The following is a 15,336-nucleotide window of genomic DNA, read 5'->3' as shown; positions in this document are numbered from 1 at the left end:
AGTATAATGCGGTCATCCCACTTCGTGGGCAGTCAGTGTTGACGATTTTGTGACATACTTCACAAACTTCACATTTCCTTCAAAAATCCTTCCGTTCGACATTACTCGTTTACCCCTTCCGGCACGGATCGTAACAGGATCTTCCACAAAAAAAGAAGCCGTCATGACTGACGGCTTCCATATTTACAAGAAATGAATATTCAATGGAATTACATAGCATCGAGCATGCGGAACTGGGCTTTGACTAATTCGTAGTACTCCCCTTTAGCATCCATCAGTTCCTCGTGGGACCCGTGCTCTAAAATTTTCCCTTGCTCGAGTACGAAGATGTTGTCTGCTTCCCTGATCGTCGACAATCGGTGAGCGATCATGATGGCTGTCCGGCCTTTCAGAAGTCTTTTCAGCGCCTGCTGGATTTTCACTTCTGTTTCCGTATCGATACTCGCTGTCGCTTCATCCAGTATTAAAATCCTCGGATCAGCCAGAAGGGCGCGGGCGAAGGATAAGAGCTGCCTTTCCCCTGCAGACAGAATGCTTCCTCTCTCTTCTACTTCCGTTTGATATCCTTCACTGAGTCTTTGGATAAAACCATCGGCTCCAACAACCTTCGCAGCGTCCATGACTTCTTCATCGGATGCACCGGGTCGTCCGAAGCGAATGTTCTCCATGATCGTCCCTGAGAAAATGAATGTATCCTGCAGGACGACACTGATCTGCTGGCGGACACTATCGATGGTCGCATCACGAAGATCGACACCGTCGATTTTCACAGAACCTCCCGTCGGGTCATAAAAGCGGCTGATTAAGTTCGCGATGGTCGATTTACCGGACCCGGTATGGCCGACGAGGGCTACCGTCTCCCCTGCCTTCATCTCCAATTCTATGTCATGGAGAGCAATTCGCTTCTCATCATAGGCGAACCGGACGTGATCAAATTCGATGTGACCTTTCATATCTGTCAAAGTAACAGCGCCGGCCTTTTCTTCCACATTCGGTTTCTCATCAAGAAATTCAAAGATCCGCTCGGATGCGGCCATGGCCATCAACAGCTGATTGTAGACCATACCGAGACGTGAAATCGGCTCCCAGAACATTCCCAGGAAGAAGGCAAAGGATACGAAAGTACCGATTTCCACATCGCCTTCAAGGATAAGATGAGCTCCGAATGCGACCAGAATAATGGTACCTGCGGCATTACTCATCTCGACGAATGGCCGGAACATGGCACTTTTTCTAGACGCCGTATTCCAAGATGCGAAGGTGTCGCTGTTGACACCATCGAAGTATTCCGTATTTTCCCTCTCCTGTGAGAACGACTGGGTTATTCTTACGCCCTGCAGACTCTCATTCAAATGGGAATTCAAGCGCGACTGCTGGATCCTCACATCCTGCCAGGAGCGGCGTATGTTACGCCTGAGCTTCGTCGAAATGTAAAACATGATCGGCATGATGACAAGAACGGCGAGGGCAAGCTTTGGACTCAGTACAAATAGAATGACAATAATTCCGGTCAACATGACGATGTCCATCAATAAATTGATAATTCCATTTGTGAACAATTCCTGAAGGGAGTTGATATCGTTCATGATCCGCACAAGAATAGAACCGGCGGATCTGGAATCAAAGAACTTATGAGACAAGCGCTGGACGTGGGAAAACAAATGCTGTCTCAAATCGTATATGACGTTTTGACCAAGGATGTTGACATATTTAATCCGAAGAATATTGCCGACATAGCTGAGCCCGTATAAAACGGCGATTCCAACGACAAGCTCGATCAATAAATTGGTATTGCCGTCTTTAATCGCTATATCGATGGCCACTTTTCCGATCAGGATTGGAACGACAAGCCGGACCAGCGTCGAGACCAGCATTGCAATGATGGAGATTGGCAGCAGCGTCTTGGCGTACGGCTTTATGTAAGCAAGCAGACGCCACATTTGTCCCCAGTTAAACGGCTTCTCAATGGCCTGGTCCTGTGTATATTTGAAACGATTCAAATGCTTATTCGTTTCTGTTTTTTCAGCAGACATCTTCACTCCTCCTTCTTACGAAACGTTGGATGCGTTCAGTATTTTTTCTTTATCCTGGTATTGGATATCATAGATCCGTTGATATGGGCCGTTATTGTGTAAGAGATCATCATGGACACCACGCTCCTTGATTTCTCCATCTTCCAGCACCAGGATTTCATCCGCGTGCTTTAAGGAAGAAATCCGGTGGGCGATGATGAACGTCGTCCTCCCTTTCATCACTTCCTTTAGTGCCTTCTGAATCTGGAATTCTGTTTCCATATCAACCGCGGATGTTGCATCATCGAGAACGAGGACAGCCGGGTCGATTAGAATTGAGCGTGCAATAGCAATCCTCTGTTTTTGACCACCGGAGAGTCCCATCCCCCGTTCACCGAGCAGCGTATCATAGCCGTCGGGCATTTCCATGATGAAGTCGTGTGCCTGAGCACGCTTGGCTGCCTCGATCACTGCGTCTTCAGAAGCATCAGGATCGCCATAGGCGATGTTTTCCCTGATGGTCGTCGAAAACAAGAAAGACTCCTGAAGGACAAAACCGATATTCTTGCGGAGGGATTTCAAGCCATAATCCGAAACAGGATGGTTATCGATGAGCACCTCTCCCGCCTCCGGTTCATAGAAGCGTGTAATCAGCTGGGTAATGCTCGTTTTTCCCGAACCAGTCGGTCCGATCAGGCCGATCGTTTTGCCGGGAGGCGCATCAAAAGAGATATGCTTCAATGCGGAATCATCTCCTTCGACATACGTTAAGGTGACATCGCGGAAGGTGACATGGCCATTTAGACGATCAACGGACAGCGCGTCCTCCCTCTCCTGGATGTCTTCTTCCGCCTCTAATATCTCAAGCAGACGCTCTCCGGATGCTTTGGCTTGAGAAAACAGGTTGATGACGAAACCGATGTTCATGAGCGGTCCCAGGATATACCAGACGAGACTGAAGAAAGCGACCAGCTCCCCAAGCTGCAGCGAGCCATTGACAACTAAATATCCGCCGTAAGCCAGAAGTGCGACGACGCTCACATTTCCAATGAATTCCATCAGAGGGAAGAACTTTGCCCAGATGTTGGAAGATGTAATGAATTTAGAGCGATAATCGCTGCTGCTGTCCGAGAAACGACCGATTTCGAAATTCTCGCGGGAAAGGGATTTGACCGTATTCATGCCGCTGATGTTTTCCTGCACCCTTGTATTCAACTTCCCGAATGACTTACGGATTCTTCGGAATGCGGGGTGGACTTGAATTTCAAAGCGGTAGACGACCACGGCAAGAAAAGGCATAGCAGCCATCGTAATGAGCGCAAGAGGTACAGAGAAATAAAACATGACGCTTAAACTGATAAGGATGAGCAGGACGATACGAACGAGCTCCGAGAATCCCATGGACAGAAAGAAACGGAACCCTTCGACGTCCGCCGTCAAGCGCGACATCAAATCTCCCGTCTTCGCATTGTCGTAATACTTGAAAGAAAGCCTTTGCAATTTCTTGTACAGCCCGTCACGCAGGCGATAGACAGAGCGGATCCCGAAGTAATCGCCGAGATACTGATGGTAATAAGTAGCAATACCCTTGATTACCATCAACAAGAGGAAAACCGCGCAGATGTAAGGGATCCACTCGTACCGTCCCCCTGCCACGACGTCATCGATGGTCACCTGCAGAACAATGGGATAGACGACTGTAATAGCCGTCACAAAGAAAAGTGAGAATAGAGATAAGAAGAAATATTTCCGATAGGGCCAGTAGAATGCCTTTAATTTCCTGAATGTTTCCATAGATGCCCCTCCTTTTTGTTTATCGTCCGATGGGAAATTTGTTTCGGAACATAACTATAAATATATCGGGTATCGAAATATTTTTCCACCTATTCGACCCAATTTTTAAAATTTTCTGTCCTTTACCTTCAAACAACTTTCTCAGAATTCCATCTTATTGTGGAAGAACGATACACCCTGAGGTAATAAGAAATGCTGAGAAAGGCTGAAAAAAGAAGTAATACGGCAGCAAGCATTCGACATCTATCTACTAATTCATTCTTAATCGTTGAAATCCCCCTGTGATTTCCGATATCCTATGTAGGAGCAGTAGAAATTGGAAGACAGGAAGGAGTTTTGACTTTGAACATTTTTGAAGAGGGATTTAAATTTAATGCGGCAGAGCTGGTGGACAGCCTTATTTCTGTCGGCTTGGAAATCATCGTATTATTAATTGCGTTTGCTATCGTCAAACCGCTTGGTTCGAAAGCGATCGGTGCCGCAATCGATCGGATGGGTCAACAGCGGAAATTATCGGAGGGGCGCACAAAAACCCTTCATCGTTTGTGTGTCAATTTATTTTCTTATGTATTGATCGCCATTCTGATCATGATGTTGCTCACTGCTGTCGACATCAATATCGGACCGCTTCTTGCCGGTGCCGGTATCCTTGGACTTGCGATCGGTTTCGGTGCGCAGGGACTTGTGTCCGATATCGTGACCGGTTTCTTCTTATTATTGGAGCGTCAGGTCGAAGTCGATGATTACGTAACTGCCGGCGGGTACGACGGAGTCGTGGAAGAGGTAGGTATCCGCACGACGAAGATCCGCAGCTTTGACGGTACGCTCAATTTCGTACCGAACCGCAACATTTCAGGCGTGGCGAACCACTCCCGCGGAAATATGCGCGCCCTTGTTGATATTGGTATCGGCTATGATGAAAATATTGACGAAGCTATGGCGGTGCTTCAGAAGGTGGCTGATGACTTTGCGTCCGATGAGCGTTTCAAAGAAGGTCCGAACGTCCTTGGCGTCCAAAGCCTTGGTTCTTCCGATGTCGTTATCCGTATCCTCGGAAAGACAGAGAACATGGAACAATGGGCAGTGGAACGCGATATGAGAAAAGCGATGAAGGAAGCCCTGGACGCTGCCGGCATCGAAATCCCCTACCCACATCAAGTTAACATACGCAAAGAAGCATAAAAAAAAGACCCTGATGGGGTCTTTTTTTATTGGCGAAGGAATGTCCTATACGCTTGTTCATGCTATTCTCAATTCTCAAGACCCTCCGGCCGGACCTTTTATTCGTAACCCCGGATCACTTCCACCTTTTTGATCTGCCCCCTGTCGACACCGATCACGCGGAACTGATAATCCTCCGCTTCGAGCACCGTCCCTTGTCCTGCTTCATAATCTTTCATATAGACCCATCCTGCTATGGTATCGACATCCTGTCCGGTCAGGTGGAGATCAAAGTAGTCATTGATTTCCTGAAGCGGCGTCTTTCCTTCCAAAAGGAAGTGACCATTCTTCAGGCGTTTGATATTTCTCTCCTCCGCAGCATCGAACTCATCCCGGATTTCTCCGACGATTTCCTCAATAATATCCTCAATCGTGATGATACCGGCAGTACCTCCGTACTCATCGATCAGTAAAGCGATATGGCTCCGCTCTTTCTGCATCTTGACGAGTATTTCCTGAATAGGTACATTCTCGAACACCTTCATAATCGGGCGGATATACGGCCGGATGTTTATATCTTTGGAGCCGTCTTCATATAAAAGTTCCTTCATATGAATTAAACCAATTACGTTGTCTTTATCCCCGTCCACGACCGGGTACCTGGTAAAGCGGTTCTGCTTCATTTCTCGTTCTGCACTGGCAATGGATTGGTGAGCATCAAGGACGACCACCTCTGTCCTCGGCACCATAATTTCCTTCGCCATTCGATTGTCAAATTCAAATATCCTGTCTACATACGTGAACTCGGAGTGGTTGATTTCTCCGCTCTGGTAACTTTTCGTCAAAATATGGCGGAGTTCTTCTTCCGAGTGTACCTCTTCCGATTCCTTGACGACTCCAAATCCGAGCAGGCGGACAAGCAGATTAGCTGATCCGTTCAAAAGAACGATCAGAGGGTACATAATTTTACTATAAAGGAGAAGCGGCCGCGCCAGACGCAGACTCAGCTGTTCCGCTTTTTGTATCGCTACGGTTTTCGGTGCCAGCTCTCCTAAAACAACATGGAGGAAAGTGATGACAAAGAAAGCGACAGCGAAGGAAAGCGTATTTGTAAAGCCTTCCGGCAGCGAAAGGGAACCGAACAGTGGATGGAGCAGCACTTCAAGCGTCGGTTCACCGAGCCACCCTAGACCCAGCGCCGTAATCGTAATGCCCAGCTGGCAGGCAGATAAATAATAGTTCAAGTTTCGGACGATCTTCAGCGCCATCTCAGCCCGCTTGTTTCCTTCCTGCGCTTTCGCTTCCAAACGCGTCCTTCTTACCTTAACGATAGCAAACTCACTGGCAACGAAAAATGCCGTCAATGCAATCAATAATGCAACGGCGATTAATTTTATGGTGGATTCCATCCGCAAACCCTCCTCTTGCATACATCAAGCCTACTTTATTGTTTGCTTGTATATAGCAGGTATGCATGGGTATCTATAGTCCGCGGATCGTTTGTTCGACAACATCCACACCGACGGTGAGTGCTGTCTCTTTAGGTTTCAGCGTTGCATGATGCAGGCCGGCATCAGACTCTACACCGAGCCAGAACATAAAACCAGGAATTTCTTTGATCATATATCCAAAATCTTCTCCTGTCATGGCCATCAAAGCTTCTTTGTATTGGTAATCCGATTGTTCTACAATTCCTCGGAACTGCTTCACGTATGTGTCGTTATTGAATACTTGATGGTAGTTTGATCCGTAATCGATGTGAATTCGACAGTCATCAGCAATTTCAAATCCTGTGGCCACTTTTTCGATCTCTTTCTTCACCCGGTCCATCGCCTCCGGTGATAATGTACGGATCGTCCCTTCCAGACGGGCCGTTTCAGCGACGATGTTCTGCACCGTGCCTGCTTCCACTTTCCCGATCGTGATGACGGCACTGTCCAGTGGATCGACTCTTCTCGCGACAATCTGCTGCAAGTGGGTCACGAATGTACTGGCACTGACCACCATATCCCGTGTCAGATGCGGAAATGCTGCATGCCCTCCAAGTCCGTGAAAATCGATAAACAGCTCACTTGTATTGGCAAACAGGAGACCTGGTTTGGAAGATACTGTCCCGACAGGCAGTTCCGGTGCAATATGAAGCCCGAACAGGACGTCCGGACGGAAGGATTTCATTTCCTCCGCCTGCATCATCGGCTCCGCACCGCCCGGCCCTTCCTCTGCAGGTTGGAAAAGAAACACGACATCATCTTCTGTCGGCTTTTCCGCCAGACGGGTGAGAGCCCCGAGCGCGATGGTCATATGGAAATCGTGTCCACACGCGTGCATCCTCCCCGGGTATTCCGAGGCAAAGTCATAGCCGGTCTGCTCCGTCAACGGTAATCCGTCCATGTCGGCCCGGTAGCCGATTGTCTTCGCTCCTACAGTTCCTCTGACTCTGACAAAAATTCCGGTCCTCCATGTCTCAACAACCAAAGCCTCCTGAGGAAGCCCGGCAATATAGTTCAATAAATAACGCTGGGTTTCAAATTCCTGAAAGCCGAGCTCCGGAATACGATGTAATTCTCTTCGCACAGCTGTCAACTGCTCTTGCTGCATGGTGGTTCCTCCTTATAAGAAAGGCCTTGCTTTGCCAGCAAGGCCCTGTAATTCGTTAAATTAATTGTCCAGTTTACGCAGTTCCTGCTTGATCTCGGTTTTCGACTTCGTCTGATCATCGATTTCCTTAAGAACTTTCGCAGGGGTACCGGCAACAAGTGTATTCGGCGGAACATCCTCCGTTACAATCGCTCCGGCAGCAACAACAGCACCTTCACCGACGGTTACGCCCTCCAGTACTACAGCGTTCGCACCGATGACAACGCCATCCTCGATGACAACCGGTTTAGCGGATGGCGGCTCAATAACACCTGCAAGTACGGCTCCAGCACCGATGTGGCAGTTCTTCCCTACTGTTGCGCGTCCTCCAAGAACCACGTTCATATCGATCATCGTACCTTCCCCGATTACAGAACCGATATTGATCATGGCACCGAACATGATGACGGCTCCATCTCCGATCTCTACTTGGTCGCGGATGATAGCACCAGGCTCGATACGGGCATTGATATCTTTCATATCCAGCAGCGGAATCGCGGAATTACGGCGGTCATTCTCTATTACATAATCCGCAATCTTAGACTCGTTTGCTTCAAGAACCGATTTAATGACTTTCCACTCTCCGAAAAGGACGCCGGAAGTACCGGAGACGAAATCCTGCACTTCTTCTCCGAATTCGATACTTTCAAGATCGCTCCCTTTGACGTAAACTTTGACCGGTGTTGATTTCTTGCTATTTGAAATGAATGAAATGATTTCATTAGCGTCCATCTGCTTCATGTTGTTTCCTCCTCTATGTATTTCTTTCCCCCTTTACTTTATCAAAGCACCGTGCCTAATTTCAATCCTCTTTTTTCGGAAGTTGCAGAATTAAAAGAAAACTGACAATGGAGAGCACCAATAAACCGATGTAAACAAGGTGCAGGCCGTCCGTGAGTCCGTCCTGCAAAACACGAAGCTCCTCCGTCGTTAAATCGCCCCGGCTTTCTTCCCTAAGCAGGGAATTGGCGGAATCGACTCCGAGCGAATCAGCTAAGCCTGCTTCCTTGATCGTACCTGCAAGCCGGCTGTTCAGGAGGCCTCCTAAGAGTGCCGCCCCCACGGCACTGCCGATCGTCCTCATGAACATATTGGTTGCTGTCGCGATCCCCCGCTGCTTCCAAGGCACGGCATTTTGAATGGACACAATGAAAGAGGTCGACGTCAGACCCATTCCAATCCCGATGAACAATGAAGCACAGGCGGCGAACCACGGACCTTTATCAGGTGTAAGCATGGTAAAGACCGCTCCCCCGATAATAAGGGAAACTCCTCCGATCCATGCGGTTGGTCTATATCCTATTTTCAGGATGAGACGTCCTGCAGCCGTCGAAGCAATCGGCCAGCCGATCGACATAGTCGTCAAGGTGAAGCCCGCAACGGTCGCAGACTGCTCCATTACTCCCTGGACGAATGCAGGCAGGTAGCTGCTGACGCCGATCAGAATCATTCCTGTCGTGAGAGAAGTGAGGTTGGCGTAGCGGATGGAAGGGATCTTCCATAACTCGACCGGAATCATCGGGTCTGCTATTCTTCTCTCATGAAAGACAAAACTTAAAGCTCCCGCTGAAGCTGCAGCAGCAAGTCCGGCAATTGGAAGCGAGCTCCACTCGAGTCCCGTACCTCCTTCTACAAGGATAATCATGACAGTACTGATGGTAACGACCACCAGCAGCGACCCTGTCCAGTCGACCGAACGCTTTTCTTTGACCTTTTCCTCCTTAAAGAAAAGCAGGATACCTGCGAGAGCCAGCAGGCCGAGCGGTATATTCATCCAAAATACGTAATGCCAGCTGAGTATATCCACAAAAAAACCGCCCAGAACAGGACCTGTAACAGCAGAAATCCCCCAGACGCTCGAGAGGTAGCCTTGGATCTTCGCCCGCTCCTCTTTCGTGTAGATATCGCCTACAATCGTTGTCGCAATCGGCATCAAAGCACCCGCTCCGAGTCCTTGAACAAGCCTTGCCACGATCAATACTTCCATAGAAGGAGAAAGTGCACTAATGACCGCTCCCGTTAAAAACAAGCTGATTCCGACCATGAAAATCGGTTTTCGACCATAAACATCGGACAGTCTGCCGAACAGCAGAACCGTAGAGGCATTGGTCAATAAGTAGGCGGAGAATACCCAGCTGTACAAGCTGAACCCACCAAGGTCGGCCACGATGCTCGGCATAGCCGTCGAAACGATCGTCGCTTCGATGGCTGCCAGGAACATGGCAAGCATAATCGAAGCAAGGACGAGTCCCCTTCTCTGTCTGTTTTTCTGCAAAGGATTCATCCCCTTTATCTATGTAATCGCTTTAACTATACTACAAAAAATAGATGACATCAGGAAGATGCCATCTATTCCGGTATAGTTTTTGTATTATGCATTCGATTCGTTCATCGTGTGTTTGAAGGTTTCGTGGTAGTGTTTGCTGAATTGTTTTAGTATCGTGCGGCGGGTGACGATTCCGTCAAATTCGCCTTCCGGATTGGTGACGCAGACAAAAGGAAAATCAATCAGTTTATGAAGGGCATCAATCATCGTATCGTCCTGTTTAAGGCACGGTACCTCTTTATCCATCACTTCCGACACCTTGATATCCGATAAGTGATGAAGCTCGAACCTTTCCATTCCCAACGTTTCCTCCAGTATCTTTGTCTTACTGATCACCCCTTGGAATTTGTACGTAGGGTCCAGTACAGGAACTGCAGAATAGCCTGATTTCACGAGGACTAGCAGCGCGTGCTCCAAAGGATTGCCTACCTGCACGTGGGCGACCTTCTCTGATGGGATCATGATCTCTGATACGAGAGGGATCCTCAATGTTTCTGTTTCTTCTATACTTACCATAATCATGTTCACTCCTTTGTTCAACATCTGAAGGAGCAGAAAGAGACGCTCTAAGGAACCATTACATAGTTTAACATAGATCAAGCCTGATCACGAACCGCAATTTCCGACAATTCTCTCTCTCTGACGCATTCGGACGACTATCTATTACCCACTATTTGGATAACATCAAACCTCTTCTTTCTGCTTCCCTTTATAAATCACTTTTATAGGCGTATAATGAACACACCTGATAGTATTGGAGTGGAATAGATGGAAATGATGACACACACCTTCTCGAAACGCGAGGAAATAGCGAATGCTGTGACGCACGGGATAGGGGCTGTCCTGAGTGCTGCCATGCTCGTCCTTCTGATTGTGTTCGCAAGTATCGGCGGCAATGCATGGCACATAACAAGTGTGACGATATACGGTGTATCCATGCTCGTCTTATATGTTTCTTCGACACTCGTCCACAGTTTTCCTCCAGGGAAAGCAAAGGACCTGTTTGAAATCTTTGATCACTCGGCGATTTATTTATTCATTGCCGGCACCTATACCCCGATTCTGCTCGTCCCATTAAGAGGAGCGCTCGGTTGGACTCTGTTCGGCATCGTATGGGGGCTTGCGGTTCTCGGTATTCTGTTTAAGGTATTCTTCGTCAAACGTTTTGTTGTAATGTCCACCGTTTTCTATGTACTGATGGGCTGGCTTATCGTTCTTGCCTGGGGTCCGCTTACCGCTCAGGTTCCAGCCGCCGGCATCACGTACCTCGTCGTCGGAGGCGTCCTGTATTCCATCGGTGCAATTTTCTATGTATGGCGCAGTTTCACCTATCACCATATGGTTTGGCACTTGTTCGTCCTCGGTGGGTCGATCCTGCACTTCTTTACGGTATTCTTCTATATCATCGGTTGAAGTGATCGTTCCATCAGCACATAAAAAAAGGTTCAGAGCCGGATGACGGTTCTGAACCTTTTTCTATGTGAATCAAAATGGATGTTTGTTCAGCCACTGTCCGCCGTCCAGCGTTACCACTTCACCATTCATGTAGGAAGCTTCTGAGAGAATGAAATTTGCGAGAGCCGCAATCTCTTCCGGTGTTCCAAGACGCTTCAGAGGTACGGACTTCAATGTCCGCTCCGCCGCTTCCTCCGACTGAAACAACCGCTCTGCCCCACCTGTCCTCTCAATCGGCCCAGGGGCAATGGCGTTCGCCCTTATACCATACTTACTTCCCCACTCCACAGCAAGCGTGCGGGTCATGGCAAGGACTCCCGCTTTAGCCGAGGCGGAATGAATAACTCCTGCCCCTGCTCCCCATGCATATGTAGCGACAATATTCAGAATGGATCCTTTGATTTTGTTTTCAATCCAGTAATTTCCTACGGCATGACTGCAGTAAAAGGTACCATTCAGTACAATGTTAATGACCGCATTCCAGCCGTTGGGCGATAAATCCTCCGCAGGTACGATGAAATTACCTGCCGCATTATTAACAAGATGATCCACCTTACCGAAAGCGCTTACAGTTTCAGCGACCATTCTCTCTGAATCTTCCACTTCTCGCACATCCATCTGAATGGTAAGGACGTCATCTTCCTTTCCTTGTGCAATTTCCTTCCGCGCCGCTTCCAGACGTTCTTCGTTTCTACCGGCAATGGCGACCTTTGCTCCTGCCTCCACGAAACGTTTAGCCATATGGAGCCCCATCCCGCTCGATCCTCCCGTGACAATGACTACTTCGTTCTTCATGACAAATTCCTCCTCTTTTCCTCTTACATATCTTTCTACACGCATAAAATGAATTCCTGTTCATTTTATAAAAAACGCGGTATTTTCGACGAATTATTTTTTCGTTTCGTGATATAATGGCGGAAGAATTCGGGGGAGTGCTGCTATGAAAATGAGTCGTAGAACCTTTCTGAAACGCGTTTTATCCGGTACAGCAGGCATTCTCGGGATCGGCGCTTTTGGATACTCGTATGCCCGTTATCTCGAGCCTCACATGCTTCAGACAAAAACCTATTCGATTACAAGCGAGAAAATTCCGAGAGCTTTCCACAATTTCAAAGTTCTCCAGTTCTCCGATACCCATCTCGGGTTCCATTATGATATAAACCAATTAAACAAGCTCTCAGAGACCATCAATGGGTACGAGCCCGACCTCCTGCTTTTTACAGGCGATCTCGTCGATAAACCCCACACGTACGATTATCCTGTGGAGCTTGTGCAGGTGCTCAGGAAACTGGAAGCTAAACGCGGGAAGTACTGGATTTACGGAAACCACGACCATGGTGGTTACGGTACAGACAAAATCCGGGACGTGATGGACCAGGGCGGCTTCCAACTTTTGCAGAACGAACACATCCTCATTCGAAATGGGTCTGCATCTTTTGCCCTTGCAGGTTTGGACGATGTGATGCTGGGGAAACCGGATATTGAAAAAGCATTGAACCGTATTCCAGAGGATTTATTCACACTCCTGATGGTTCATGAGCCGGATGTAGCCGACGACTATCAACGCTACCCGATCGACCTTCAACTTTCCGGTCACAGCCATGGAGGACAAGTGCAGCTGCCGTTTTACGGGTACATGGTCACCCCTCCCTATGCGGAGAAATATGTCGAAGGTCATTACCGCTTGGAACAGGGACTCGATTTGTACGTGAGCAGAGGCATCGGAACGACACGGCTGCCTTACCGTTTCCTTTGTCAGCCGGAAATTTCGTTATTTCTCTTGAAATCAAATGATTCTTAAAGACTACACATAAATCATGCAACCATACGAATACAAGTGGTACACTAGAAGAAGTTTACTTGTAGGAGAGGTCCTGTTGGTTATACTAAGACAGCTCTCTCTATCCTCCTACCTAGGGAGGGACAGGCTGATGCATCCGCCCGTTACCAAAGCTTATTTTACAGCCAGGCGGATCTATGACGGGAACTTCCGTTACACCGCCTTTCGTCAAATCCTAATAGATAGAAAACCGTTTGAATTGGATGGAAAGGAGTCCACTGATGAAAGAAACACATTTATCGAACCGGGAATTGGCAGAATCCTTATTTATCGTCAACCGCCATGCCAAGACAGCTCCGGAACCAAAGCACTTATACGACATCAAAAAACAAACCATCGAAAAACTCCTTCAGGAAAACCGCGCGAAGAAAGTAGGACTTCACTTCTCGGACCACCCGAGATTCAGCCAGCAGCATTCGACTCTCCTGATTGAAGTCGGGGGCTATTACTTCCACGTTCCTGCACATAAACAGGATTTCGATCAACTCAAGCACCTCGGTAAAGTCGACCAGTCCTACCGCAATCCTAAGCCGAAGCTTTCCCTGTCGAAAGCGAAGCGGAATCTTTACCACTATTTGGATTGGAAAATGCCGAAAAAACCGATGCATGCCATGCAGACGACAAGTCCGAGCTTTCTCGGGCAGCCGACCGGCGGTCCGTGGAACCAACGCAGACGAAGGGATCGCTGATAAAACCGCTCCTTATGTTTCGCTTCTGTAAAAATAAGGAATAAAACATAAGGAGGAGGCTGATTTCTATGACGATGGATCCAATGGAAGACTTTCTTTATCATTTGAAGAAGTATATGGAATACACGACGGAAATGCGTTCATCCTATGAGCATCTGACCACAGAACAAAAAGAAAAGGTCATCCAGGCGTCCCCTGCAGGGAAGGACCCGGAAGTACTCTCCAAGCATGCCTACGCCTGGCATGATAAGCTTTTCACACAGAATGAGATGGATAAAAAAAGATGACAAGAGGCCGCTTTGCGCCCTTTGTCATCATTTTTTCTTCGTGCCCCTCGTTTACAGCTGTTACAGAATAAAATGGTCGATCCATTTAACAAGGTCGACGATTTCCGGTTTGGACACTTGCGCATCAGCACCGACCATTTCTCCCTTATGCCGCAGATCATCGGTGATCAAGGAAGAGAAGATGATCACCGGCAGCTTGCTCATTGCTTCATTTTCTTTAATCAGTTTTGTCAGATGATGCCCGTCCATACGGGGCATCTCAATGTCTGTAATGATCAATTGATATTCCTCTTCCAGCACTTTACCTTCTTCTGCCAATCCTGCCAAATGATCGTATGCTTCTTTGCCGTCTTCAAAGCTGAACGTCTGCTCATATCCTGCTTCCCCGAGTGTCTCCTGAACCATTGCCCGGAGCATGGCTGAATCCTCTGCCAGCAGAATTCGTTTCGTCGACCGATCCCGGTCTCCAAGTTCCCTAAGCTGCCCTTTGTGAATGCTGGACTCCGGGTTAATGTCAGCGACGACCTTCTCAAAATCAAGCAGAAGCATCATTCCCTCTTCCATCTTGATCACACCTGTGACCTGCGTCTCCAGCCCTTGATACATACGATCAGGCTTTTCGATATCACTCCATGAAATGCGGTGGATCTGGGTAACGGTATGTACGTGGAAAACAATTTTTGTCTGATTAAATTCCGTAAGAATGAATTTATCCCGTTCCGGATTTTCCGAGGCAGGGAAACCCAGGGCGTGTGCCACATCCACCACCGGCACGACCTCTCCACGAATTTCTATAATTCCCTCCACCGACTTATGGGAATGAGGGATTTTCGTAATAGGATGCGGGTTTAATATCTCCTTGACTTTGATGACGTTGATCCCGAAGCGGTTGCCCCCGATACCGAATTCTACAATCTCCAATTCGTTGGTGCCGCTCTCCAATAGGATTCCCTGTTCTTTGTTCACATTTCATCGCCCTTCCTGTATCGGATCTATGCCTTATATCGACATTCTTCCTGGAAGGTTTAGAAAAGAAGTCCTACTTACAAAAAAAAGCCCCAGAATTCAGGCTCAATGACATGTATTCATGCAAACAAATATACTTATTCTCCCACGTAAATGACAAAGAGTCCGT

14 protein-coding genes are annotated in these 15,336 nt (G+C 47.9%); 5 read left to right on the top strand and 9 right to left on the bottom strand.

The genetic code is table 11. From position 1 onward, the window contains the following. Window positions 1–209: 209 nt before the first annotated feature. The gene (locus AXG56_RS03505) at window positions 210–2,033 is read right to left on the bottom strand and encodes an ABC transporter ATP-binding protein (RefSeq protein WP_008640444.1); all 1,824 of its coding nucleotides are present in this window, start codon (window positions 2,031–2,033) and stop codon (window positions 210–212) included. 15 nt (window positions 2,034–2,048) lie between these two features. Continuing rightward, entirely contained in the window at window positions 2,049–3,806 is a 1,758-nt protein-coding gene (locus AXG56_RS03500) for an ABC transporter ATP-binding protein (protein WP_008640443.1), read from the bottom strand. A gap of 342 nt (window positions 3,807–4,148) precedes the next feature. Here AXG56_RS03500 and AXG56_RS03495 point away from each other — a divergent pair, with 342 nt between their 5' ends. Then, window positions 4,149–4,988: a mechanosensitive ion channel family protein gene (locus AXG56_RS03495; RefSeq protein WP_008640442.1), complete on the top strand. Its 840-nt coding sequence runs from the start codon at window positions 4,149–4,151 to the stop codon at window positions 4,986–4,988. 98 nt (window positions 4,989–5,086) lie between these two features. Here AXG56_RS03495 and AXG56_RS03490 read toward each other — a convergent pair whose 3' ends face one another. The 5 genes from AXG56_RS03490 to cbpB all read right to left on the bottom strand — a co-directional run bounded on the left by AXG56_RS03490 (window position 5,087) and on the right by cbpB (window position 10,446). After that, window positions 5,087–6,376 (bottom strand): hemolysin family protein, encoded by a 1,290-nt coding sequence (locus tag AXG56_RS03490; protein WP_062513299.1) that lies wholly within the window; start codon window positions 6,374–6,376, stop codon window positions 5,087–5,089. Between the two features lie 73 nt (window positions 6,377–6,449). After that, entirely contained in the window at window positions 6,450–7,565 is a 1,116-nt protein-coding gene (locus AXG56_RS03485) for an N-acetyldiaminopimelate deacetylase (protein ID WP_026577537.1), read from the bottom strand. A gap of 60 nt (window positions 7,566–7,625) precedes the next feature. Next, a complete protein-coding gene (dapD, locus tag AXG56_RS03480) occupies window positions 7,626–8,345 on the bottom strand; it encodes a 2,3,4,5-tetrahydropyridine-2,6-dicarboxylate N-acetyltransferase (protein ID WP_008640439.1) in 720 nt (239 codons plus the stop codon). A gap of 61 nt (window positions 8,346–8,406) precedes the next feature. Beyond that, window positions 8,407–9,888 (bottom strand): MDR family MFS transporter, encoded by a 1,482-nt coding sequence (locus tag AXG56_RS03475; RefSeq protein WP_062513296.1) that lies wholly within the window; start codon window positions 9,886–9,888, stop codon window positions 8,407–8,409. Between the two features lie 87 nt (window positions 9,889–9,975). After that, the gene (cbpB, locus tag AXG56_RS03470; RefSeq protein ID WP_008640437.1) at window positions 9,976–10,446 is read right to left on the bottom strand and encodes a cyclic-di-AMP-binding protein CbpB; all 471 of its coding nucleotides are present in this window, start codon (window positions 10,444–10,446) and stop codon (window positions 9,976–9,978) included. Between the two features lie 258 nt (window positions 10,447–10,704). On the opposite strand from cbpB, the gene AXG56_RS03465 reads away from it, so the two are divergent. After that, the gene (locus AXG56_RS03465) at window positions 10,705–11,343 is read left to right on the top strand and encodes a hemolysin III family protein (RefSeq protein WP_026577540.1); all 639 of its coding nucleotides are present in this window, start codon (window positions 10,705–10,707) and stop codon (window positions 11,341–11,343) included. Window positions 11,344–11,415: 72 nt separating this feature from the next. Here AXG56_RS03465 and fadH read toward each other — a convergent pair whose 3' ends face one another. Continuing rightward, window positions 11,416–12,180, bottom strand: coding sequence for a 2,4-dienoyl-CoA reductase (fadH, locus tag AXG56_RS03460; RefSeq protein WP_062514095.1), 765 nt, complete (start codon window positions 12,178–12,180; stop codon window positions 11,416–11,418). Between the two features lie 145 nt (window positions 12,181–12,325). Here fadH and AXG56_RS03455 point away from each other — a divergent pair, with 145 nt between their 5' ends. From AXG56_RS03455 to AXG56_RS03445, 3 genes are all read left to right on the top strand, one after another. After that, window positions 12,326–13,186, top strand: a complete 861-nt coding sequence (locus AXG56_RS03455; RefSeq protein WP_026577541.1) for a metallophosphoesterase — start codon at window positions 12,326–12,328, stop codon at window positions 13,184–13,186. Window positions 13,187–13,446: 260 nt separating this feature from the next. Continuing rightward, the gene (locus AXG56_RS03450) at window positions 13,447–13,914 is read left to right on the top strand and encodes a YkyB family protein (RefSeq protein WP_008639875.1); all 468 of its coding nucleotides are present in this window, start codon (window positions 13,447–13,449) and stop codon (window positions 13,912–13,914) included. Window positions 13,915–13,982: 68 nt separating this feature from the next. Then, entirely contained in the window at window positions 13,983–14,201 is a 219-nt protein-coding gene (locus AXG56_RS03445; protein WP_062513294.1) for a hypothetical protein, read from the top strand. A gap of 60 nt (window positions 14,202–14,261) precedes the next feature. Here AXG56_RS03445 and AXG56_RS03440 read toward each other — a convergent pair whose 3' ends face one another. Continuing rightward, complete coding sequence (locus AXG56_RS03440) at window positions 14,262–15,167, bottom strand: chemotaxis protein (protein ID WP_062513292.1); 906 nt, start codon at window positions 15,165–15,167, stop codon at window positions 14,262–14,264. Between the last annotated feature and the right edge of the window lie 169 nt (window positions 15,168–15,336).

Origin of the sequence: Halobacillus sp. KGW1, from assembly GCF_001592845.1 — a bacterium.
GTDB lineage: Bacteria > Bacillota > Bacilli > Bacillales > Halobacillaceae > Halobacillus.
The sequence above is the reverse complement of the archived record's forward strand: the minus strand, read 5'-3'. Positions and strand labels throughout refer to the sequence as shown.